This window comes from Hymenobacter glaciei, assembly GCF_039539585.1.
Classification (GTDB): Bacteria; Bacteroidota; Bacteroidia; order Cytophagales; family Hymenobacteraceae; genus Hymenobacter; species Hymenobacter glaciei.
Window position 1 is genome coordinate 1 of the sequence record NZ_BAABDK010000035.1, and the last position, 21,439, is coordinate 21,439.

Genomic DNA, 21,439 nt, shown 5'->3' on the forward strand with positions numbered 1-21,439 from the left:
CCCGCAGAACAGACCCTCCGGGACCACTGTAAGATAACCCCATTTTAATGCGTTTACCCTGGGGGGCTCTCCCCAATGAAACCCTCCGCGAAGCGGGCCTTGCTTCTGCCTGCGTGGCCTGAACGCAAACTTTACTGGCAGGTGGCAGGCTTTTTCGGCCTGCGGCCTGCAACCAAATTTGGAGGGGCTGACGGGCGGCGTGGGGCCTTTTCCTGGCCCGGCGCGGCATGGCGGCGGTGCGGTGGGCTGGCATTGGGGTATTGCTGAAGCATCCTGGCTACTGCTGATGCGGGGGGCTTAGCGCGGGACGATGCGCAGCGAAGGGTGCCTGCAAGCGTAGGGCGCGATGGCGCGGAGGAACGCAGCGCCTGAGCGGCCGTAGCGCGGCGTGGCACCCTGAGCGGAGCAGTGGCCGGCGCGGGTGGGTGGGCTGGCATCAGGGCCTGGAACGGCGGTATCGGGCCGGTGCTGCCTGACGAGACGCTAGGAGCGGCGGGCTACGCCGGATGAAAGCGGTGGCATCGGGGGTAGTGCGCTAAGGATAGGAAGGGAGTGACCAGCGGGAACTGTGCGCAGCACCGAAGCATTCTGCGCATCAAGCAGAGACGGAGCCCTGGATAGCCTGGCCCGAAGGGAGTGCCCAAATAAAGTGCAATTATCAAATTATAAATCACGGGCAACTGAGGAAGCACAGTTAGCGTATAAATGTGTAATAAAGCAATTATCTTTAGGCTGAATTTACCCAAATTAGTACGCTACTCATGGACCGCCTCATGTTATTCAGCAGCACCAAAACCGGGCACCTGGCCCACATTTTTACAACGGCCGTGCTCGGTCAGGTAGCCAGTCAGGGCCTGGTGCCGCCGGACCCGACGACGATTGAAAATTACGGTCACCTGATTATTCAGGCGCTGGTGGCCATCGTGACCATCTGGGCGACGGTACGGAAGGCGCTGCAAAGGCCCGAATCGGTGGTGAAGGTGCCGGCAGCTTCGGTACCTGTTCCGACTCCTACCCTGCCTGCGTCCGATGCTCAGGCGGAGTAACGCGCCGGTGGCGAAGCAATTGGCGCGGCTTGCACCGCAGCTGAGCGGGGTGCAGCAGCGGATAGAGGCGGCGCGGCTGGGGCAGGCGGTGCCGAGCCTCGGGGCGGCGTATGCGCACGCGCTGGCCCGGTGGGCGGGCGACCCGGTGCTGCGGCTGCTGGGGCGGCCTTTTATTACGGAATGCTACCGCTCGCCGGAGCGGCAGGACGAGCTGTATGAGCGAGGCCGAAGTAAGCCGGGGCCGGTGGTAACATACAAGCGGGGCGGGGAATCGAAGCACAACCGGCTGCCCGCGCCGGCTTTGGATGTGGCGTTTCTGCTGGCCGACGGGGAGGTGTCGTGGTCGGGGCTGCTGCTGAGCAAGTTTGCGCGGCTGATGAAGGCGGCCGATGCGCGGGTGCATTGGGGTGGGGACTGGCCGGGGTTTAAGGACCGGCCGCATTTTGAGGTGTAGGATGGAAATGAAACGAGCGGGCCGGGTGGTCCGCTCGTTTTGGTTTTAGCATTGCAGATGGTTCGGCGCGCCACTACGCGACCGGAAAGCGGCGCTGGAAGTGGAGCTTGAGGATGGTGTCGAGCTTTTCCTTGGTGAGCGGCTTGCTGGCCAGGCCGGCGATGGGCAGGGACTCGACGCGGCCGAGGTCGTCCGAGTTCATGAAGGCGGTGTGCATGACGATGACCACGGCTTGTTGTTGGTTTTCGGGCAGCTGCTGGTAGGCGTCGACAAAGGCCATGCCGTCCATACGGGGCATCTTCACGTCGAGCAGCACGAGGACCGGGCTGGTGGGGTTGGCGTCCAAAGCGAGCTGCTCCAAGGCCGCGAAGGCTTCCACGCCGTCATTGGCCGAGAGGTATTGGTCGGCCACGCCAAGCCCTTGCAGCAGGCGTTTGTTGAGGTCGTTGGTGAGCTGGTCGTCGTCGACGAGCAGCACGCTGGAAAGTTTTATCATAAAAAGAGCAAGGCAGCGGGAAAGCCGGGCTTGAACGGGGCCTGTTGCTGGTAAACCGCCGCCGTACAAAAGTAGTGCCGGGGTGCCTTGCCAAGCCAGCTCAATGAAAAAGGCGGCACCTTCCTGTTCGCGGCCTTCGCGCCCGATGGCGCTGCCGGGTAGTTCGACAAGTTGCTTGGCAATGAGGGGCCCTATCAAAAAAACGGAAAGTATAGCACGTTAAGTAAATTAGCGTAATCGCACTTGGGAGAATTACAATCCCGCGCTGGGAAAAATGGCGGTTTTCGTTCCTCTTTTGGCTAGCATTCAGGTTAGCATTTCCATGGAATAGGCCCTTGAAAAACAGGGCTATTTCGCCCCCAATCGCTGCTGGCCCGTATGTTCTTTTGAAGGGCAGCGGTTGGCCCTTGCGGCCCGCTCTAAAACCTGTTCCGTCATGTCCAAGAAAGTCACCCCGCCCATCGCCACGAGTGAGGTCCGGTTCCGGTCCCTGTTCGACGACACCACCGACCTGCTGCTCTATCAGAACGAAAAGGCCATCATTCTGGACGCCAACCCGGCCTTTCTCGACCTGGTGGGCGAACCCAAGGACCGGGTGGTGAACCGCTCCTACAACGAATATCTGCCCCCGAAGGTGCAGCCCCTGTTCACGGAGAAGCTGAAAGAAGCCTTCACCGGCAAAACCGTGCGCTTCGATATGTTCGCCTCCCAGGGCAAGTCCGAGCCCCGGCACTGGGACGTGGTAAAAATACCGCTCCGGAAAAAAGGCGTCGTGATTGGGGTCCACATGGTTGCCCGCGATGTCACCGAAAAGACGCTGGCGCAGGAGGACCTAGTGACCCAAAACCTGGACCTGCAACAGTTTACCTACATCGTGTCGCACAACCTGCGCGCCCCGCTGGCCAGTGCCCTGGGCCTGGCCGACCTGTTGGGCACGGAAGAGCCCGGCTCCCCGCACTTTGAAGAAACGCGCACTCATCTGCATACCAGCCTGCGCCAGCTCGACCAGGTGCTGCGCGACATGAACACCATCCTCACCATTCGGGACCAGAAAAACCTGGCCGAAGCCAAGGAGGTGCCGCTGGCTAAAGTGGTGCAGCAGGCGGTGCACAACCTGCAGGAGGTGATGGAGCAGGGCGGCGGTACCGTGCGGGTTGACATTCCCGCCGACCTAACCCTGCACGCCAACCGGGCTTACCTCTACAGCATCTTTTTCAACCTGCTCTCCAACGCAATCAACTACCGCGCCGAGGAGCGGCCCCTGGAAGTGAGCGTGACGGCGACGGGCGGGGAAGGGCAGCCTACGCAAATTACAGTCGCCGACAATGGTTCCGGCTTTGACCGGGAGCGGGCGGGCGACGACGTGTTCAAGCTCTACAAGCGGTTCCACCCCCACCGCCCCGGCCGTGGGATGGGCCTGTACCTGACCAAAACCCACGTCGAGAGCATGGGCGGGAACATTTCGGTCCACAGCCGGGTAGACGAGGGCACCCGCTTTACCATCGTGATACCTTAATCAGATGGATACCCTCATCATCGACGACGACCCAACGGGCATCTTTTTGACCACCCGGCTCCTGCACCGCGAAGGGCAGCCCACCGACGTGATTACCTCCTTCGTCTCCCCGGTGGAAGCGGTGGCCTTTTTTCAGCAGCAGGGTCCCATCGACGCACTGCCCCACGTCGTGCTGCTGGACCTGAACATGCCCCTGCTCAGTGGTTGGGACGTGTTGGACGCCCTCAAACCTCTGGAAGCGCACCTGTTGGGCCGGTGCGTGTTCTACATCCTGACCTCCTCGCTGGCTCCCGCCGACGCGGCCCGCTCCCGGGAGTACCCTCTTGTGGCGGGCTTACTGCACAAACCGCTGGACGGGGCAGAGATTCAGGCGATGCAAGCCCGGCTACAGAAAACGATGCCTTCCTAACCGCTTCACCCATGCTGCAACACCCTACCGTACTGCTCGTGGACGATGACGCGGCCACGAATTACTACAACCAGCGCCTGTTGCAGCGCATGCAGGTGAGCCAGGAAGTGCTGGTGGCCAGCACGGCCGAAGACGCACTGGCCGTGCTTAACGCCCGCTGCGCGCACCCCGAGACGGCCGAATGCCCCACCTTGATTTTGCTGGACTTCAACCTGCCGCTGCGCAACGGCTTTGAGTTCCTGCGCGCCTTTACCCGGCTGCACCCGGCCTTGCCGCAGTCGTTCGTCGTGGTCCTGCTCACCGCGTTGCCCCTCGACCCCAACCTGGTGGAGGACCAGCACCTGCCCGTCACGGCAGTGCTGACCAAGCCCCTGACAGCAGAAGCCATCAATCACTTGTTACACAATTACTTCGCGGTGCCAATTCCTTAACGTGCTAGTTTCTCCGAATTTTGAGCAGAGCTCATAAACAGCCGGAGCCAGGGGAAAGCTTTTTTCCTGGGCCGCTGAGGGAGCGAAGACAGCACGAGCGCCCTTACATGGCCCGCTCAGGCTGTCTGGGAAGGAAGTGGTGGTTGCTGCCAAAGGAGCTGGCCGGGGGGGAGTGGCCGAAGTGTGCTGGAAGAAGTTGGGTGATTTTGTCGCGGGTGAGGGGTATGGTAAGGTAGCCGGCGATGGGCAAGGTGCCGCCTCTCCACCCGCCGCATGGACGAGGGCGCGGCTTTTGGCGTATACCTTGAGTCGCACGCCGCCTTAACCCCTCCCCTGGCGGCGCGGGCCGGCACTTTCCCTTCGTTATTCCCATCATTTTATGGCTTCCCCCTCGTCCACCCCGGCTTCGGCCGCCCCCGAAAAGAAGCAGGTTAAGTCCCTGCAGAAAAAGAATACCCACCTGCGGGAGCAGAAAGTAGTCGCCGACGAGCAAAAAGTGGTGGATGAGCGGTACCAGCGCAGCCAGGACCGATTCCGGACCGTGTTCGAGAACTCGCCGATGGGCCAGAAAATCATTGACCCGGACCTGTGCATCCGCCAGGCCAACCAGGCGCTGGCCACCATGCTGGGCCTGAAAAGCGTGAAGAAGGTGGTGGGACGCAAAATCATCGACTTTGCCCACCCCGACTTTGTGAAGGACTGGGAGCAGCTGCAGGAGCAGCTCTGGGACCACAAAAAGCCGAGCTTCGTGCTGGAAACCTGCCTGGTGCGTCAGGACAAGTCCTCGTTCTGGTGCCGGGTCACGTCGGTGCTCTTTCCCGACGACGAGGCCGAGGACGGGGAGCTGGGCTATACCACGCTGGAAGACATCACCGGGCGCAAGCAGCTGGAGCTGGCCAACCAGCACCTCTACGACACGCAGGAAACCATCCTGCAGCTGGCCGCCCACGACCTCAAAGCGCCCATCGCCAACATCCGCATGATAATGACCATGCTACGGGGCCACGCCGGAGTGCTCAGCATCGACTCGGACATGGCCCGGCAGGACGTGGAGGAGCTGCTGGGCATGGTGGAGCAAGCGTGCGGCCAAGCCGACGCGCTGCTGCGCGACGTGCTGTTTCTGGGCCAGCTGGAGGCCACCCGCTCGAAAAAACACCGCACCAACCTGGGGGCCTTTCTGGATAAGCGCATGGCCCTGTTCCGCCTCTCGGCACAGGATAAAGGCATCCACCTGCGCCTGGAGCTGCCCAAAACCCCCATTCACGCCGACATCCACGCCGACAAGTTCGGCCGCATCCTCGACAACCTGCTCTCCAACGCCCTCAACTTTACGCCCGCCGGCGGGAAGATTCGCGTGGGGCTGCGCCAGCTCAAAGGCCGCATCCGCCTCGTGGTGCACGACACCGGGCTGGGCATTCCGGAAGCACTGCAGCCCCACGTGTTCGACAAGTTCACCTCGGCCGCGCGGCCGGGCCTGTACGGCGACACCACCACGGGCCTGGGCTTGTTCATTACCAAGCAGATTGTGGAAATGCACCAGGGTAAAATCTGGCTTGAGAGCAAGGAAAACGAGGGCACGACCTTTTTCATTGACCTGGAATAAGGCCCCGGACCCCGGCCTCGTTTAACCCGGAGCACCGTGGCCCGGGCGCGCTGATGCCGCGGCTCCAGCCCAGGCAGCGAGCGGGGTGGCCACTACAGCGGGCGGGGTCTGGCCCTGGCTTTGGGAGCCACGCCGCGCACGGGGGCACTGAGCTGCGGGTAGTGGCCGAAGAGGAATTCGAGGCGGGCCGGCTCGGAGGTGAGGGGCTGGGGGCGGTAATTAGTCACGCAAAAGTAACCGTCATGCAGAGCGCAGCGAAGCATCTCGCTCGCATCGTTAAACGATTGATTTACTGCCACACGCGAGATGCTTCGCTGCGCTCTGCATGACGTGCTTTTACTCCTTTACTTTTGCACACCTACTTAGCAGCGGTCAACGGCGCTGTCCAGGGCGGCGTGGGTGCCAGCGTTTGGTTGAACGACATCGTTCAACGGTTCTGCCGCGAGTTGTTCAACCGGCCGTTCAGCGACGAGACGCTACGCCTGGCGTCTTTGCCGACGCAAACCACTTCGCGCCGGGCTTATTCTATTCTTGCCTTGCGCAAAATCTAGGTATAATCCGCAACTACATTCTGGTATTGGCCGCAGCGCATGGCAACGTTCCCGGCCAGACCTTTGTGAGAGCGTACCCTTGCGCTCCCTTTTGGTCCTTTTATGGCATACGACGCCCGCTTTGGCCCCACTGCCCAAACCCCGGCGCAACGTGCGCGGGTGTTGGAGCAGCTGCAGGCCGCCCTGCCCTACTTGAAAACCAAGGCCACGCCGTCCGCCCGACAGCTGTACGCCCGCTACGTAGCCGGCGAATTGACGTGGGTGGACGTACACCAGGCGCTCAACGCCGCCTAACGGCGCAAAAGCCCGGGGTTAACAGCTGATACCGCTCTTCCCCCTGGTGCTTTCACCGCTAACCTGAAACGGAAACTCTTGCGTAAGCCTTTCTAGTAGGCAATTAGCGGCTCACTGTTGCCCACCGACGTGCATGCGCAAACCTAACTCTCCTGGTTCTCAGCCCCTGGGCTCCTCCGCTCCTTCGTCCGATGGCCATGCCGCCGGCAGTAGCACCGACGCGGAAGCCCGGCGCGAATCGGACGCGAGCCTGCGGCAGGCCGTGGGGCTGGCCCACCTGGGCATTTGCCACTGGGACTACCAGACGGATATCATGCGGGGCAACGACGAGCGGTTCCTGATGCTGGGGCTGGAGCCCGCCCAGGAAATAATTACGGTGGCCCAGGCCATGGCCCTGACGCACCCCGACGACCGCCCGGCCTGGGCCGGCATCCGCCGGCAGCTGGAAGCGCAGGGCGAATTCCGGGCCGATTACCGCATCGTGCGGGCCGGCGACGGGGCCGTGCGCTGGATTTCCGAGGTGGGGCGCGTGGTGGAATGGCACCGGAAGAAGCCGGCCCGCATCAGCAGCGTACTGCTCGACGTGACGGCTAACCACGAAGCCGCCGAAGCCCTGCGCCAGTCCGAAGGCCGCTACCGCTCCCTGTTCACTAACATGGAGCAGGGCTTTTGCCTGCTGGAACAAGTGGCGACGGCCCCGGCCGAGCCCACCGACTACCGGTACCTGGTCGTGAACCCGGCGTTTGAGCGCCAATCCGGCCTGGCCGACGTGGTTGGCCGAACGATTCGGGAGCTGGTGCCTGGCATCGAGCCCCACATCATGGCCATCTACGACGACGCGGTGGCCAGCGGGGAACTCCGCCAGTTTGAAGAATACGTGGCCGAGCTGGACCGGTGGTTTGCGGTGGAAGCCGTGCCGGAGGCGCAGCCCGGCCACTTGGCGTTGCTGTTCAGCGACGTGTCGGCGCGCCGCCGGGCCGAGCAAAACCTGCGCGAAAGCGAGGCCCGCGCGCAGGCCGCCCGCACCGGGGCGCTGCAAGCCGAGCTGCTGGCCGTGCGCGAGCAGCTGCTGCGGGCGCAGGAGCGGGCCACCTTCTACCAGGTATTCGAGCAAACCACGGCTGCGGTTGCCTTGCTGCGCGGCCCGGAGCACCGCATCGAATTCTACAACGCCGCTTTCCAGCGGCTGTTTCCCAACCGGGAGCTGCGCGGCCGCCCGATGGGGGAAGTGGAACCGGAAACGGCCAGCCAGGGCCTTGTGGACCTATTGGATGGGGTGTACCACACGGGCACAACGCACTTCGGCACGGAGGTGCCCTTATTGCTGGAGCAGCCCAACGGCCAGCCGCCCAAAACCCACTACTTTAATTTCACCTACCAGCGCTTCGAGGAGAACGGCCAGCCCGCCGGCATCTCCGTGTTTGCCTACGACGTGGCCGAGCAGGTGCTGGCCCGCCAGGAGCGCGAAACCCAGCGGCAGCGGCAGCAGGAGCTGTTCGAGCAGGTCCCCGTGGCGATGGGCGTGTTTGCCGGCCCCGACTACGTGGTGGAGGTGTGCAACCCGAAGCTGGAAGCCATCTGGGGGCGGCCGGCGGCCGAGGTGTTGGGGCGGCCCCTGTTCGAGGCGCTGCCCGAAATCTGCGACCAGGGCTTTCGGGAGCTGCTGGACGGCGTGCGGGCCACCGGCACGCCCCACCTGGCCCACGAAATGCCCGGCCAGTTGCTGCACCACGGCGAGCCGACCACGGTGTACCTCGACTGCGTGTACCACCCGCTGCGCGATGCCCAGGGCACCATCACGGCCATTGCTGCCGTGGCCACCGATGTGAGCGCCCGCAAGGAAGTGGAAGCGCGGCTGCTGGCCTTCACTGCCGGGCTGGAGCGGCAGGTAGCCGAGCGCACCCAGGCCCTGGGCGAAAGCCAGGCCCATCTGCAATCCGTGGTCGACGCCGTCTCCACCGCCGTCGTGCTGCTGCGGGCCGTGCGCGACGCCGAGGGCGGCATCCTGGATTTTGAATGCGTTTTGGTGAATCCGGTTGCCCAGGCCTATTACCCCGGCCAGCCCGTCATCGGCCAGCGCTTCGCCGAGCTGAACCCCGGCATCCGGCGCACGCCGATTTTCGGGCAGCTGGTGGCGGTGGTCGAAACCGGCCGGCGCGCCGATTTTGAGGAGTATTACACCCACGAAGGCTACAACAACTGGTTTCGGCTGGTGGGGGTGAAGCTCGGCGACGGACTACTGTACACCGTGGAAGACATCACGGACCGCAAGCTGCTGGAGCAGGCCCAGAGCAAGAGCTTCGCCCTGCTGCAGCAGTCGGAAACGGTGGCCGCGATGGGCAGCTGGGACTACGACCTGGGCAACCAGGAGCTGACCTGGTCCGACGGCCTGTACCACCTCTTCGGCCGGCCCGTGGGCAGCCCCGTCGAGCTCCAGGTCTTTCTCGACGCCGTGGTGGACGACGACCGGCCCGCCGCCGCCCGCCTGCTGCGCACCCTCGCCGCCGGCAGCAGCCGCTTCGACGCGTCCCTGCGCCTGCGGGTGGGCGACGCGGTGAAGACCGTGCGCTTCAAGGCCGTGCCCGTGCCCGACGTGCCCGGCGAGGCGGTGCGGGTGCTGGGCGTGTGCCTGGACGTGAGCGACGTGCAGCGCCTGGAGGCTGAGAACCTGGCCCTGAAGCTGGACCACCACAAGGAGCTGCTGCTGGCCATTCTGCAGGCCCGGGAAAACGAGCGGCAGCGCCTGGGCGAAGTGCTGCACAACGGCCTGGGCCAGGTGCTCTACGCCACCAAGCTGCGCCTCGACCAGCTCGACACGCCCGCCCTGCACGCGCTGCCTGCCCTGGCCGCCCTGCACCAGCAAACCGCCAGCCTGCTGGCCGAGGCCATGCGCCAGAACCGCACGCTGGCCCACGAGCTGGTGCCCACCTCGCTCATTGACTTTGGCCTCGCGGCCGCCGTGCGCGACGTGTGCCGCGATTTATCGACGCCGCAGCTGCGCATCCAGTGCCACACCCTGGGCGAGGAGCCCGCGCTGCCGCAGCCCGTGCAGGTCACCCTCTTTCGGCTGGCCCAGGAGCTGGCCCTCAACATCGTGCGGCACGCCGGGGCCACGGACGCCCTGCTGGAGCTGGAAACCCTGCCCGGCGGCGTCAGCCTGCGGGCCGAAGACAACGGCCACGGGTTCGACCCGCAGACCGTGGCCGAAGGCCTGGGCCTGCGCACCGTGCGCAACGCCGTAGCCCTGCTCGGCGGCACCGTGGCCGTGGACTCCTCCCCCGCCTTCGGCACCCACATCCGCCTGCGCATTCCCCTGCCCTTATTCTCCTAGCCATGATTCGCGTTTTTATCGTTGACGACCATTCCCTCATCCGCGACGGGCTGCGTACCCTGCTCTCGGCCGACCCGCTGTTTGCCGTGGTGGGCGAAGCCGGCAACGGGCAGGAGCTGCTCGACCAGCTGCCCACCGTGGCCGCCGACGTGGTGCTGCTGGACCTGAACATGCCCGTGCTCGACGGGCTGGCCACCACCCACCGCCTGCGGGCCGAATACCCGGACCTGCGCATCCTGCTGCTTTCGATGATGACCCACGAGCGCACCATCGGCGAAGCCCTGGCGGCGGGGGCGCACGGCTACGTGCTCAAAAACGCCGATAAGTACGAAGTGGTGGCGGCGCTGCAGGGCGTGGCGGCGGGCAAGCGGTTCCTGTGCTCGGAAATCGGCCTGGGATTGTTGGAAAAAATACTGCTCCAGGAGCCCCGCAACCCGGCCCCGGACCCTGGCGTAGCCCTCACGCACCGGGAGCGGGAAATCCTCCAGCTGGTGGCCACCGGGCTCACGAACCAGGAAATCGCCGACCAGCTCTTCACCAGCAAGCGGACGGTCGAATCGCACCGCCAGAACCTGCTGGAAAAAACCGGGGTGAAAAATACCCCGGCGCTGGTGAAGTACGCCATGGAGCGGGGCCTGCTCCAGCCCTAAGGGGCGCGTGCCTCGGGCGTGGTATCAGGGAAGGAACAAGTAAGGTAGCCGCCTCGGCAGCCCCATTGGGTTTCGGGCAACCGGATGGCATCACCGTATTTATACGGGGACACAAATGGGTATTCACCTTGTGCGAATGGGGTATATATGCTGTAGCCAGCTGGATTGAGGGCCTGTTCCTTTGTATCAGTGCTAGACAAGCCTGTATCATCAGGCTAGCACGACCGCAAGTATGCCCTCTGGTTTTTCACGCCGTGTTCCGGCCGTGGCCCGCCATTTTGGTGGTTCACCCGGCGCTTTCCCCTGGTGCTTATGTCCATTCACTTTCCTGAATTGCTTGCCGGAACAGCCGCCGCTCCGGCGCTAATGCCCGTAAACCTGGCCAACATAACGGCGAAGCAGCTGGCTTGTCTGGTGGTCGCGCCGCCGGCGCACCTGCGGGTCGACTGTGGTGGCCTGCTGATTCCGCACCCGCTGGGGGTGGGGCGCTTTGTGGCGATACTGCTGCAAATGCGCCAGCGGGGCACGTGCCTGCGGCTGTGCAACGTGCACCCGGGGCTGCGCCGCTACTTGCAGCAGCTGGAGCTGGAGGCCGTGTTCTACCTAAACGGGTAAGTGCAGCTGCGAACCTAACCCGCCCGCCGGCCTGGAGCCAGGCCGTGTGACTTTACCCTAAAAAAAACCTATGAAAACGCCCAAAAAGACCCAAAAGCCTTACCGGGACATCATCGTCATCGGTGCTTCCACCGGCGGGGTGGAGGCCCTGATGGAACTGGTAAAAGCGCTGCCAGCCGACTTTCCGGCCCCCATTTTTGTGGTGATGCACGTGCCGGCCGATTCGCCGAGCATTCTGCCGCAGCTGCTCAGCTCGGTGTCGGCCCTGGAGGCCCGGCACCCGCAGGACGGGGAAGCGGTCGAGGCGGGCGTCATCTACGTGGCCCGGCCCGACCACCACTTGCTGCTCGAAGGCGACCGGGTGCTGGTGACGCGGGGCCCGAAGGAAAACCGCTTCCGGCCGTCGATTGACGCGCTGTTCCGCTCAGCCGCGTACACTTACGGCCCCCGGGTAACCGGCGTGGTGCTCACCGGCTACCTCGACGACGGCACTTCCGGCCTGTGGAGCGTGCAGCGCATGGGCGGGGTGGCCGTGGTGCAGGAACCCCACGACGCCGCGCAACCGTCGATGCCCACCAACGCCCTGGAATTTGTGGCGGCCGACCATGTGGTGCCGCTGGCCCAAATGGCCACGCTGCTGGTGCGCCTCACCCAGGAGCCCGCGCGCGCCAAAACCCGCCTGCCCGCCGCCGAGCTCGACCTGCTCAAAGTTGAGCTCACCATCGCCAAGCAGGGCGGGGGCTTCGAGCTGGGCATCATCGACAAAGGCAAGCTCACGCCTTTTACCTGCCCCGACTGTCACGGGGCACTAACCCAACTCATTGAAGGCAAGCTAATTCGCTACCGCTGCCACACGGGCCACGCCTACACCGTCAGCGCCTTGCTCAGCGAAGTCACGGAATCGGTCGAGAGCATGCTCTACCAATCGATGCGCGGGCTGGAAGAAACCAAGATGCTGCTCCACAACATCGGCATGCACTACACGGAAACGCTGCAAACGGCAGTAGCCGAGCTGTTTTTCCGCAAAGCCGACGTAACCGGTCAGCAGGCCCGCGTCATCCACGAATCCATCCTGAAGCACGAGTCGCTCAGCGGCGACCTGCAGTTTGAACGCAAGAAGCTGGCCTAGGCCGGCTGCTCCATAATCGTATCCTTCTTTCCACTGTCCGATGGTGCTGCTAGTCGTGTTGTTATTCTGCTCGTGCCTGGGCTGCCTACGGGAAGGGGTGTGGACCACCTACACGCCCGCCGACGTGGCCCGGTGGCAAGCCCACGCGGCGGACGAAACGGCGGTTCCTCGCCACCCGCTCCCGACGCAGCCGCTCGTCGCGCCGCGCCTGGCCCGTGGTTTTACCGGCCCTGCCGAAAACGCTGCGCTACGCAGCAGACCTACGGCTGCCCCCGCCAGAGAGTTGAGCACCCGCGCCGCGTGAGGTGGCTACCGACGAAGCCTGGTGGGACTGCCCGCTTGCCGGGCGCTCCGCTGCGGAAGTTGACGCGCTTTTAATCTACCAAGCCCATGATGACCCTTGCGCCCGTCGCGGATACCGATGCCCGGTTTCGCTCGTTGTTTGAGAATACGCCCGAACTCATTCTCTATCAGAATGAAGCGTCCATCATCCTGGATGCCAACCCGGCCTTTCTCACCTTGGTGGGAAAGCCGAAAGAGCAGGTGGTGAACCATCTGTACGACGAGTTTCTGCCCGCGGACGTCCGGGGCCTGTTCCGGGAGAAACTGGCGGAAGCCTTCACCGGCAAAATCGTCCGCTTCGAAGTGTACGCCGCACAGGGGAACTCCGCACCCCGGCACTGGGACGTGGTGAAGGTGCCGGTGCAAGAGGACGACCGGGTGGTGGGGGTGCACATGGTGGCGCGGGACATCACCGAAAAAAACCAGCAGCAGCAGGAGATATTCGCGCAGAACAAAGACTTGCAGCAGTTTACCTACATCGTGTCGCACAACCTGCGCGCGCCCTTGGCCAATGCCCTCGGGCTGGTGGACCTGCTGGTCCTGGAGCGCGCGGACACCCTGGAATTCAAGCACGCCCAAGGTTACCTGAAAACCAGCCTGCACCAGCTCGACCAAGTGCTGGTGGACATCAACACCATCCTGGCCATCCGCGACAAGCAGGGGCTGGCTGAGGCCGAGCAGGTACCCTTGGCCGACATCATGGAGCAAGTGCGGCAAAGCCTGCAAGACGTGCTGCACAACTGCGGCGGCACCCTGCGCACCAACCTGCCCGCCGGCTTTCAGGTACGCGGCAACCGGGCCTATCTCTACAGCATCGTGTTCAATCTCCTGTCCAACGCCATCAAGTACCGCGACGCCCACCGGCCGCTGCTGGTGGAGCTGACGGCGACCGAGGGAGTGGGGCACGGCCAGGTAATCGTCGTGGCCGATAACGGCATGGGCATTGACCTGGCGCACGCCGGTGCCGACGTGTTCAAGCTTTACAAGCGGTTTCACCCGCAGCACCCCGGCCGCGGCGTGGGCCTGTACCTCACCAAAACCCACGTCGAGAGCATGGGCGGGCACATTGAGGTGAGCAGTGCGGTGGGCAAGGGCACCCAATTTACCATCACGCTCCGCTGAGCCCGCGCCCCATGCATACGCTCCTGATTGACGACGACCCGATTACCACGTTTTTGACGGAACGAGTCCTCGCGCGCGAGGGCTTGTCGGACACGGCCGCCTCGTTCCAGTCCCCGACCGAAGCCCTGGCCTTTTTGCTGCGGCAGCTACCGGCCGGCCTGGTGCCGCAGGTCATTTTGCTGGACCTGAACATGCCTTTGATTAGCGGGTGGGACTTTTTGGACCTGCTCAAACCACACGAAGTGCAGCTGCAAGGCCAGTGCATCGTGTACGTGCTTACTTCCTCCATAAATCCTGCCGATGAGGCCCGCGCCGCGGCGTACCCGTTGGTCGCGGGGGTCCTGCTCAAGCCGCTCGACCAGCATAAAATTCAACAAATCCGCGACCATGTGCTGCCCGCCGCTTAGCGCCTATCCAAATAGGCCGTCATGCTGAACGCAGTGAAGCATCTCTATCGCATCAGTAAACCTTTTGATTGAGTTAGTTACGCAGTAGAGATGCTTCACTGCGTTCAGCATGACCGGTCTTTTCCAAGCCTATTTGGATAGGCTCCTAGTGCCTACCCGAATTGACAAAAAAGAATGTCATGCTTCATCTGGTGTCCGCTTGCCGAAGCATGACGTTCTTTTTATTCTTCGGATAGACCATTTAACGTCTCCCTCGTATCTGAATCCAACTTGCTATTACACACTCTATGAATCCAGTGCCCGCGCCGCGTGAGGCGACTCCTGACGAAGCCCTGCTTATTGAGCGCCTGCTGGCGCGCGACGAGCAGGCCCTGCGCCTGTTGCACGCGCGGTACGCCAAAAGCCTGTTGGCGGTGGTGTTGCGCCTGGTGCGCGACGAGGCCCTGGCGCAGGACGTGCTGCAGGAAGCCTGGCTCAAAGTCTGGCTCAGCTTTGCCAGCTACGATGCCGAGCGGGGCCGGCTCTTCACGTGGCTGGCGCGGGTGTGCTCCAACCACGCCGTGGATGTGCTGCGCAGCCCCCGCTACCGGTTCCACCGTCAAAACCGGTCGCTGGAAGGGGCCGGCGCGGAGTGGGTGCCCGCGCCGGCCTCCTTCCAGCCCGAACACATTGGGGTGCGGGAGCTCGCCGGGCAGCTCAAGCCCCGGCAACGCGAAGTCATCGACCTGCTGTACTTCGGCGGCTGCACGCAGGTCGAAGCCGCCGAAGAGCTCGGCATTCCGCTGTCTACGGTGAAAACGCGGGCGCGGGCGGCCCTTCAGGTGCTGTCCGCGCTGGCCCACGATGGCCGCCCGGTAAGGCCGCATCTGCGGGCCTAAGCCTGGCCCGGCTCTTTAGCAACAATCCCCTTACCAAACTGAATCTCCGGTTATTTCTTTTCAACCGCCGTATTGCCCACCACACTTCATTTTTAACCTAAAAACGAAATGCCTAGTCCCGCACCAACCACCTCACCACCCTTGGAATTTAATCCCGGCCCGCCGCTCCTCCAATCTGCCCCGCGCCGCTCCTTCCTGAAGTTCACGGGGCTTGGCTTGGCGGGGGTGGCCCTGGCCTCGGCGGGTTGCCATATCCAGAAAGAAACGCCCTCGGGTCGCCTCGATATCGGCGAACACGATTTGGCCGTGCTTAACTACGCCTATGCTTTGGAGCAGTTGGAAGGCGCTTTTTATGAAAAAGTAGTGGCCGGCTTTTACGGCGGGGCAAGCGCGCTGGAAAAAGACCTGCTCACCGACATCCGCAACGACGAAATCGCGCACCGCGAATGGTTCAGCGATGTATTGGTCTTGAAAAAAGTACCCCGGCTGCAGTTTGACTTTTCCTCCATCAATTTCACCGACCGCAAAAGCGTGCTGACGACGGCCCGCACCTTTGAGGACCTCGGGGTATCGGCCTACAACGGGGCGGGCCAGCTGCTGGCCCTGTCGCCGTTTCTGAACCACGCCGGCAAGATTGTGTCGGTGGAGGCCCGCCACGCCGCCACCATCCGCAACCTGCTCAACTTTGGCAGCTTTGCCGACAGCGACGTGATAGATGCCAACGGCCTGGACGGCGCGCGCACCCCCGCGCAGGTAATGGCGCTGGCCGACAAATACTTCGTCACCAAAATATCGGTTGCCGATTTACCCACCCACTAAATACCCCCGTTCCTTATGAACCTTTCAACTATTTTCGACGAAATCGAGCGGGTGGACCCCGAAATTTATGACCGGGTGGACGCGCGCCGCGGGGTCATCAAAAACTTCCTGCGGGGCACTACCCGCTTGGCCGCTGCCGCCGTGCCCGTGGCGTTGGGCGGCCTGTTCAATAAGGCCTACGGCCAGAAGGTATCCGGCGATGTGCTGGGCGTGCTCAACTTCGCCCTGACCCTGGAGCACCTCGAAAGCCGGTTTTACCAAACCGCTTTGGGCACCGCGGGGCTGACGCCGGCCAAGGATAAAATCAACGTTATCCGCGACCACGAAATTGCCCACGTGAAGTTTTTGCAGCAAGCCATTGCGTCGGCCGGCGGCACCGCCGTAGCCGAAGGCAAATACGATTTTACGGCCAAAGGCTTGTATCCGGACGTGTTCAAGGACTACAAGCAGTTTTTGGGGGTGGCCCAGGCGTTTGAAGACACCGGCGTGGGCGCCTACAAAGGGCAGGCCAGCGAGCTGAAATCCTCGAACGACATCCTCACCGCGGCCCTGCAAATTCACTCCGTGGAAGCCCGCCACGCCGCCCACATTCGGTTTATCCGCATGGTGAACGGCTATGCCAAGGTGAAACCGTGGATTATCGGCGATGACAACACGAAAGGAACTCCGCTGGAGCCCATCTATAAGCGGGAGTCCGACCACCGCCAGGTGCTTATCAACCTCGAAGGCATTGGGGGCTACGACGTTGGCAACGCGGCCACCGCCAGCTTCGACGAGCCCCTGCACAAAGACGAGGTGCTGGCCATTGTCAAGCCCTTTATGGCTTAAACCGGAGGCCGTTCAGGAAAGGCTCAACCCGCTGAACGCGGCAGGCGACTATGCAGGCGCTGGCGGTACTGGCGCGCTCGGAGTCGTTGCCGCTGCTGCGGCCGGACAGCGCCTGAGCCGGCCGGCGGCGGAAGAAAAAAAGTCCGGGTTCGCGCAAGCGGCCCGGCGCTACTGGAGAGGCCTCGGCGGCGTTAGCGGCATTGCGGGGCAAACGAAACGAGCGGGCCAGATGGTCCGCTCGTTTTGGTTTGGGGTGGATTGGTTTGGGGTGGGGTTTTCGTGGCCACTATCCCGTAGGTGGAGAACCCGAATAATTCCGGGGTGGCGAGCCAGGGGGGTTAAAGATGCGGCGGCAGGGTAAAATGGACCCGCAGCACGGTGGCCATGTTCTCGCGGGTGAGCGGCTTGGTGAGGTAGCCGGCGATGGGCAGCTGTTGGGCCCTGGCCTGGTCGGCATCGAGGGTGGAGGTGGTGAGCATGACGATGACCGTGTGCTGGCGCGGGGCAGCGGGCAGCTGCTGGTAGGCTTCGAGGAATTCGAAGCCGTTCATCACGGGCATGTTCAGGTCGAGTAGAATGAGGGCCGGGAAGGTTTCGGGGGCCTCCTGGCAGCAAGCCTGCAGCAGCGCGAGGGCTTCGGCGCCGTTGCCGGCCACGCGCACCTCGGGGGTTACCTGGAGGTTCCGCAACAGACGCTGGTTGAGGAAATTGGTGGTGGCGTCGTCGTCGACGAGCAGGATGGCGGGCAACATGTAGGGGGCAGTTAGCAATGAGCAAAAACCGGCAGAAACCAGAAACTACGTTCCTACCTGGTGCCAACTGCGGGGCTTAACGAAAAAGGGGGAAATACAGCCGGAAAGTAGAGCCGATACCGGGCTGGCTGTCTACTTCGATGCGGCCGCCGGCATTCTCGACCATCTTTTTGACCATGTAGAGGCCGATGCCGGAGCCCTCGACGTGCACGTGCAGGCGTTGGAAGAGGCCGAACAGCTTTTTTTGCTGGGTGGGGTCGAGGCCGAGGCCGTTGTCCTGCAATTCGAGCACAGTAAAGGCCTCGGCAGTATGGCAGCGCAGCCGGAGCTGGGGCACGCGGTCGGGGTGGCGGTACTTGAGGGCGTTGCTGAGCAGGTTGAACACCACGCTGCGCAGGTTTTTTTCGGCGAAGGCTAGCGTGGGGCACTCGGTCACGTCCACGGTCAGCGCCGCGCCGGTGGCCTGGAACTCCGGGCGCAGGTCCTGGCACACGTCGGCCACCAGGGCGGCCAGGTCAACCTCGGTGGGGGGCTGGGGGGCGTGGGCGGCTTGCAGCTTGGCGATGTCGGTGAGCTGGGCAATGGTGCGCTTGAAGCGCTCCACCGCGCCCTGCATCCGGTCGAGCAGCGGGTTGATGGCGGCTTGCGCGGGGGGCAAGACCAGCTCTTCGCGCAGGGCGGTGAGCAGCCCTTCGATGTTGGCAATGGGCTGCTTGAGGTCGTGGGAGGCGGTGTAGACGAAGTTGTCGAGGTCGGTGTTGGTGCGGGTGAGCTGGCTATTAGCGGCCGTGAGCTGCTCATTGGCCTGGGCAAGCTGCTGGCGGGCCAGCACCTGGGCGGTGACGTCGGTGGCCACGGCGGCTACGCTGTCGATGCGGCCCTGGGCGTCGCGCAGGGGCTGGTACACGAAGTTGAGGTACACCGTTTCGAGCTGCCCGGCGCGGGGCAGCTGGGCCGGCACCTCCTGGGCCACGAAGGCCTCGCCGCTGGCCACCACCTGGTCGAGCAGTTCCTTGAAACCCTGGTCGCGTACTTCGGGCAGGGCGTCGTAGAGGGCCTTGCCCCGCACCTGCTCGGGGGTGCGGCCCCAGAGCTGGGCCACGAGCGGGTTGGCCACCTCGATAACGTACTGCGGCCCCCGCAGCACGGTGATGGCCACCGGGGCCTGCTCGAACAGCTCGGCCAGCTGCACCTGCTGGGCCTCGCGCTGGCGGCGGGCCAACACCCGCTCGGTGACGTCGGTGGCAAAGATGGAGATGCCCACGATGTGCCCGGCTTCGCGCAGGGCCTGGTAGGTGAAATCGAAGTAGACGTCCTGGGGCGGCTGGCCGTCGGCCCGGGTCACGGGCAGGAGCATCTGCTGCCCGAAATACGTTTCACCGGTCTGAAACACCCCGTCGAGCAGGGCCAGAAAACCATGCTCCACGACTTCGGGCAGGGCCTCGGCTACGGTACGGCCCACCAGCTGGCGGCCGGGAAAGAGCTGCTGGTAAGCGGGGTTGACATATTCGAAGCGGTGGCTGGGCTCGCGTAGCAGGGCAATGCAGGCGGGGGTTTGCTCAAACACCTGGTAAAACGCTTCGCGCTGAGCCACGGCCTGCTCGGCGGCGGCCAGGGCCTGCCCCTGGGCGGTTTCGGCCTGCCGGCGGGCCAGCACGCGGTCCGTCACGTCAACGGTGAAGCCGAGCACGGCGTGGGGCGACTGCTGGCCGTGGCGCAAGGGCAGATAGGCCCGGTCCACGTACATGTCCTGCTGCTGCCCAGTGTGTGGGTCGCGGATGTAGGCGGGCACCTCCTGCCCCTGGTAGGGCTCGCCGGTGTGCAGCACCCGGCGCAGCAAGGCCAGAAAACCCTGCTGTTCGGCTTCGGGAAAGACCTCCCCCGCCGGCCGGCCCAGCACGACCCGGCCCTGCCCCTGGCGCTGATAGGACTCGTTGAAGAAGCCGAAGCGCAGGTCTTCGCCCTCGAAGGTGACCACGCTGGCCGGCAGCGAGGAGAGGATGCTGGTCAGCAGCTGGTCTTTTTCTTCAATCTGCTGCTGGGCCCGCTTCAAATCGTCGATGTCGAGGTTGGAGCCGAACCACTGGCGGGGCCGGCCGGCGGCTTCGGCCTCGGCCAACGGCTCGGGCACGCCCTGGTTGGCAAACCACCGGTACTGCCCATCGGCCCCGCGTAAGCGAAACTCGTAGCTCCAGGGGCCGCCGCCGGCCAGGGCCGCGCCGTACTGCTCGGCTACCAGGGGCAGGTCGTCGGGGTGGATGAGCTGCGGCCAGGCCTCGGTAACGTCCGCCCCGGGCTCCATACCCGTGTAGGCGTACCACTGGGGGCTGATGTAGAGCACCTGCCCGCTCTGGTCCACGGTGAAACTGATGCCGGGCTGGCTTTCGGTCACGCGCAGCAGCTTTTGGGCCGTGGCCTCAGTTTCGGCCCGGGCATGGCGCAGGGCCTGGGTGCGCTCGAACACGCGGGCTTCCAGCTCCTGGTTGAGCTGGGCCAGCTGGCGGGCCTGCTCCTCCAGCAGCTGCCGGGCTAGCACCGGCTCGGTGACTTCGTGGCCCACCACCAGCACCCCGTCGATGCAGCCAGCGGCATCGCGGGTGGCCTGGTAAATAAAGTCGAAGTAGCGGAGCACGAGCGGGCCGGGTCCGGCCGGGCGCAGGTACACCGGGGCCTCGGTGGCCGTGTAGGTTTCGCCGGTGCGGTACACGGCATCGAGCAGCTCGAAAAAGCCCTGCTCCACCAGCTCGGGCGCGGCCTCGCGGTAGGGCCGGCCGGTCAGGTGCCGGGCGCCAAACAGCTGCCGGTACCCCTCGTTGGCCAGCTCCACCACGTAGTCGGGGCCGCTGAGGCGGGTCATGAGCACAGGGGCCTGGGCGAAGACGTTGAGCAGGCGCTGGCGCTGGGCCTCGGCCTCGGCGTGGGCGGCCCGCTCGCGGGCCTGGCTCTGGCGCAGGGCCACTTCCACGGCGGTGCGGGGCTGGTCGGCGGTGTCGGTGACGCACACGAGCAGGCCCTCGCCCACGCGGCGGGCCGTGGCCCGGAAGTAGTTGTCGTACCCGTCGTTCTGGTAGTTGAGCTCGAACTGCGCGGCCTGGCCCGACAGGTAGGCGTCGCGCTGGAAAACAAAGGCCCCGTTTGCGGGGTCGGTGCTGTGCGGAAACTGCTGCAGATAGCTGACGGCGGGCTGGGGGGGCAGGCCCAAAATGCGCTGCGCGGCGGGGTTTAAATAGGCAAAGCTGAAGTCCACCAGCTCACCGGCCGGGCCGTAAACGGGCACGAACAGCACGACCCCGGTGAGCGAGGCATCGAGCAGGGCGGGCAGCAGCTCAGCAGGCGGAAACTGCGCGGGTAAGGCTTCGGACATAAGCAAAAGGCAGAATGGAGAACGAGGCTTAAAACCGCGCCGGGCACCGGTCAAATGCACCCCCTCGGCCCGAATACGGGGAAACCAGTCTCGCGACTGGTTTGGAGGCCGACTTGCCGTTCTGACAACCCTGCAACTGACGTGATACAGGTGGTGGTGGCGCGGACGTTGGCTTCGCGGACCTTGAATAGTGACCCGTAAAGCCGGTGGGGAATCGAAGCACAACTTTCTGCCGGGCCGGGCACTGGACGTGGCGTTTCGGCTGGCCGATGGGACGGTGTTGTGGTCGGGGGTGCTGCTGCGTCCGGCTGTTGCGCGGCGGATGAAGGCGGCCGATGCACGGGTGCGCTCGTCCCGGAGGGGTTTCCGGCGACTAGCTGCGGTTTAAGGACTGGCCACTTT

The 21,439-nt window shown here is 64.1% G+C and carries 22 protein-coding genes; 18 read left to right on the forward strand and 4 right to left on the reverse strand.

The window, feature by feature from the left end; translation table 11 throughout:
• Window positions 1–761: 761 nt before the first annotated feature.
• The gene (locus ABD837_RS23335) at window positions 762–1,046 is read left to right on the forward strand and encodes a hypothetical protein (protein WP_345059421.1); all 285 of its coding nucleotides are present in this window, start codon (window positions 762–764) and stop codon (window positions 1,044–1,046) included.
• Window positions 1,030–1,500 carry a M15 family metallopeptidase gene (locus ABD837_RS23340; RefSeq protein WP_345059423.1) on the forward strand — a complete coding sequence of 157 codons (471 nt, stop codon included), beginning with the start codon at window positions 1,030–1,032 and terminating at the stop codon, window positions 1,498–1,500. The genes ABD837_RS23335 and ABD837_RS23340 overlap by 17 nt, the downstream gene beginning before the upstream one ends.
• Before the next feature lie 73 nt (window positions 1,501–1,573).
• Here ABD837_RS23340 and ABD837_RS23345 read toward each other — a convergent pair whose 3' ends face one another.
• A complete protein-coding gene (locus ABD837_RS23345) occupies window positions 1,574–1,996 on the reverse strand; it encodes a response regulator (protein WP_345059425.1) in 423 nt (140 codons plus the stop codon).
• Between the two features lie 436 nt (window positions 1,997–2,432).
• Here ABD837_RS23345 and ABD837_RS23350 point away from each other — a divergent pair, with 436 nt between their 5' ends.
• From ABD837_RS23350 to ABD837_RS23365, 4 genes are all read left to right on the forward strand, one after another.
• On the forward strand, window positions 2,433–3,512 hold the full coding sequence (locus tag ABD837_RS23350) for an ATP-binding protein (RefSeq protein ID WP_345059427.1): 1,080 nt from the start codon (window positions 2,433–2,435) through the stop codon (window positions 3,510–3,512).
• A gap of 4 nt (window positions 3,513–3,516) precedes the next feature.
• Window positions 3,517–3,921: a response regulator gene (locus ABD837_RS23355; RefSeq protein WP_345059429.1), complete on the forward strand. Its 405-nt coding sequence runs from the start codon at window positions 3,517–3,519 to the stop codon at window positions 3,919–3,921.
• Window positions 3,922–3,932: 11 nt separating this feature from the next.
• A complete protein-coding gene (locus ABD837_RS23360) occupies window positions 3,933–4,352 on the forward strand; it encodes a response regulator (protein ID WP_345059431.1) in 420 nt (139 codons plus the stop codon).
• A gap of 379 nt (window positions 4,353–4,731) precedes the next feature.
• Window positions 4,732–5,955, forward strand: coding sequence for a PAS domain-containing sensor histidine kinase (locus tag ABD837_RS23365; protein ID WP_345059434.1), 1,224 nt, complete (start codon window positions 4,732–4,734; stop codon window positions 5,953–5,955).
• Window positions 5,956–6,047: 92 nt separating this feature from the next.
• Here the strand turns inward: ABD837_RS23365 and ABD837_RS23370 are convergent, their stop codons facing one another.
• Complete coding sequence (locus ABD837_RS23370; protein WP_345059436.1) at window positions 6,048–6,182, reverse strand: hypothetical protein; 135 nt, start codon at window positions 6,180–6,182, stop codon at window positions 6,048–6,050.
• Window positions 6,183–6,305: 123 nt separating this feature from the next.
• On the opposite strand from ABD837_RS23370, the gene ABD837_RS23375 reads away from it, so the two are divergent.
• The 12 genes from ABD837_RS23375 (at window position 6,306) to ABD837_RS23430 (ending at window position 16,921) form a co-directional block, all read left to right on the forward strand.
• Window positions 6,306–6,506: a hypothetical protein gene (locus tag ABD837_RS23375; protein WP_345059438.1), complete on the forward strand. Its 201-nt coding sequence runs from the start codon at window positions 6,306–6,308 to the stop codon at window positions 6,504–6,506.
• Between the two features lie 102 nt (window positions 6,507–6,608).
• Complete coding sequence (locus ABD837_RS23380; RefSeq protein ID WP_035565303.1) at window positions 6,609–6,800, forward strand: hypothetical protein; 192 nt, start codon at window positions 6,609–6,611, stop codon at window positions 6,798–6,800.
• A 133-nt stretch (window positions 6,801–6,933) separates the two neighbouring features.
• Window positions 6,934–10,131: a sensor histidine kinase gene (locus ABD837_RS23385; protein ID WP_345059440.1), complete on the forward strand. Its 3,198-nt coding sequence runs from the start codon at window positions 6,934–6,936 to the stop codon at window positions 10,129–10,131.
• A gap of 2 nt (window positions 10,132–10,133) precedes the next feature.
• Window positions 10,134–10,781 (forward strand): response regulator, encoded by a 648-nt coding sequence (locus ABD837_RS23390; RefSeq protein WP_345059442.1) that lies wholly within the window; start codon window positions 10,134–10,136, stop codon window positions 10,779–10,781.
• A gap of 312 nt (window positions 10,782–11,093) precedes the next feature.
• Window positions 11,094–11,396, forward strand: coding sequence for an STAS domain-containing protein (locus ABD837_RS23395; protein ID WP_345059444.1), 303 nt, complete (start codon window positions 11,094–11,096; stop codon window positions 11,394–11,396).
• A gap of 70 nt (window positions 11,397–11,466) precedes the next feature.
• Window positions 11,467–12,525 (forward strand): chemotaxis protein CheB, encoded by a 1,059-nt coding sequence (locus tag ABD837_RS23400; RefSeq protein WP_345059446.1) that lies wholly within the window; start codon window positions 11,467–11,469, stop codon window positions 12,523–12,525.
• Between the two features lie 40 nt (window positions 12,526–12,565).
• On the forward strand, window positions 12,566–12,829 hold the full coding sequence (locus ABD837_RS23405; protein WP_345059448.1) for a hypothetical protein: 264 nt from the start codon (window positions 12,566–12,568) through the stop codon (window positions 12,827–12,829).
• Window positions 12,830–12,915: 86 nt separating this feature from the next.
• A complete protein-coding gene (locus ABD837_RS23410) occupies window positions 12,916–13,989 on the forward strand; it encodes a sensor histidine kinase (protein WP_345059450.1) in 1,074 nt (357 codons plus the stop codon).
• Window positions 13,990–14,000: 11 nt separating this feature from the next.
• Window positions 14,001–14,396, forward strand: coding sequence for a response regulator (locus ABD837_RS23415; protein WP_345059452.1), 396 nt, complete (start codon window positions 14,001–14,003; stop codon window positions 14,394–14,396).
• 287 nt (window positions 14,397–14,683) lie between these two features.
• On the forward strand, window positions 14,684–15,274 hold the full coding sequence (locus ABD837_RS23420; protein ID WP_345059454.1) for an RNA polymerase sigma factor: 591 nt from the start codon (window positions 14,684–14,686) through the stop codon (window positions 15,272–15,274).
• A 141-nt stretch (window positions 15,275–15,415) separates the two neighbouring features.
• Window positions 15,416–16,093 carry a ferritin-like domain-containing protein gene (locus ABD837_RS23425; protein ID WP_345059456.1) on the forward strand — a complete coding sequence of 226 codons (678 nt, stop codon included), beginning with the start codon at window positions 15,416–15,418 and terminating at the stop codon, window positions 16,091–16,093.
• Between the two features lie 15 nt (window positions 16,094–16,108).
• Window positions 16,109–16,921 (forward strand): ferritin-like domain-containing protein, encoded by an 813-nt coding sequence (locus ABD837_RS23430; RefSeq protein ID WP_345059458.1) that lies wholly within the window; start codon window positions 16,109–16,111, stop codon window positions 16,919–16,921.
• 338 nt (window positions 16,922–17,259) lie between these two features.
• Here the strand turns inward: ABD837_RS23430 and ABD837_RS23435 are convergent, their stop codons facing one another.
• Window positions 17,260–17,673 carry a response regulator gene (locus ABD837_RS23435; protein WP_345059460.1) on the reverse strand — a complete coding sequence of 138 codons (414 nt, stop codon included), beginning with the start codon at window positions 17,671–17,673 and terminating at the stop codon, window positions 17,260–17,262.
• A gap of 76 nt (window positions 17,674–17,749) precedes the next feature.
• Window positions 17,750–21,037: a PAS domain-containing protein gene (locus ABD837_RS23440; RefSeq protein WP_345059461.1), complete on the reverse strand. Its 3,288-nt coding sequence runs from the start codon at window positions 21,035–21,037 to the stop codon at window positions 17,750–17,752.
• Between the last annotated feature and the right edge of the window lie 402 nt (window positions 21,038–21,439).

Bases quoted from the DNA above. Each gene is read 5' to 3' on its own strand.
- ABD837_RS23415 (WP_345059452.1), top strand. From the start codon at position 14,001: ATGCATACGCTCCTGATTGACGACGACCCGATTACCACGTTTTTGACG.
- ABD837_RS23390 (WP_345059442.1), top strand. From the start codon at position 10,134: ATGATTCGCGTTTTTATCGTTGACGACCATTCCCTCATCCGCGACGGG.
- ABD837_RS23365 (WP_345059434.1), top strand. From the start codon at position 4,732: ATGGCTTCCCCCTCGTCCACCCCGGCTTCGGCCGCCCCCGAAAAGAAG.
- ABD837_RS23385 (WP_345059440.1), top strand. From the start codon at position 6,934: ATGCGCAAACCTAACTCTCCTGGTTCTCAGCCCCTGGGCTCCTCCGCT.
- ABD837_RS23420 (WP_345059454.1), top strand. From the start codon at position 14,684: ATGAATCCAGTGCCCGCGCCGCGTGAGGCGACTCCTGACGAAGCCCTG.
- ABD837_RS23410 (WP_345059450.1), top strand. From the start codon at position 12,916: ATGATGACCCTTGCGCCCGTCGCGGATACCGATGCCCGGTTTCGCTCG.
- ABD837_RS23395 (WP_345059444.1), top strand. From the start codon at position 11,094: ATGTCCATTCACTTTCCTGAATTGCTTGCCGGAACAGCCGCCGCTCCG.
- ABD837_RS23440 (WP_345059461.1), bottom strand. From the start codon at position 21,037: ATGTCCGAAGCCTTACCCGCGCAGTTTCCGCCTGCTGAGCTGCTGCCC.
- ABD837_RS23400 (WP_345059446.1), top strand. From the start codon at position 11,467: ATGAAAACGCCCAAAAAGACCCAAAAGCCTTACCGGGACATCATCGTC.
- ABD837_RS23435 (WP_345059460.1), bottom strand. From the start codon at position 17,673: ATGTTGCCCGCCATCCTGCTCGTCGACGACGACGCCACCACCAATTTC.
- ABD837_RS23360 (WP_345059431.1), top strand. From the start codon at position 3,933: ATGCTGCAACACCCTACCGTACTGCTCGTGGACGATGACGCGGCCACG.
- ABD837_RS23340 (WP_345059423.1), top strand. From the start codon at position 1,030: ATGCTCAGGCGGAGTAACGCGCCGGTGGCGAAGCAATTGGCGCGGCTT.
- ABD837_RS23345 (WP_345059425.1), bottom strand. From the start codon at position 1,996: ATGATAAAACTTTCCAGCGTGCTGCTCGTCGACGACGACCAGCTCACC.
- ABD837_RS23405 (WP_345059448.1), top strand. From the start codon at position 12,566: ATGGTGCTGCTAGTCGTGTTGTTATTCTGCTCGTGCCTGGGCTGCCTA.
- ABD837_RS23335 (WP_345059421.1), top strand. From the start codon at position 762: ATGGACCGCCTCATGTTATTCAGCAGCACCAAAACCGGGCACCTGGCC.
- ABD837_RS23355 (WP_345059429.1), top strand. From the start codon at position 3,517: ATGGATACCCTCATCATCGACGACGACCCAACGGGCATCTTTTTGACC.
- ABD837_RS23380 (WP_035565303.1), top strand. From the start codon at position 6,609: ATGGCATACGACGCCCGCTTTGGCCCCACTGCCCAAACCCCGGCGCAA.
- ABD837_RS23430 (WP_345059458.1), top strand. From the start codon at position 16,109: ATGAACCTTTCAACTATTTTCGACGAAATCGAGCGGGTGGACCCCGAA.
- ABD837_RS23350 (WP_345059427.1), top strand. From the start codon at position 2,433: ATGTCCAAGAAAGTCACCCCGCCCATCGCCACGAGTGAGGTCCGGTTC.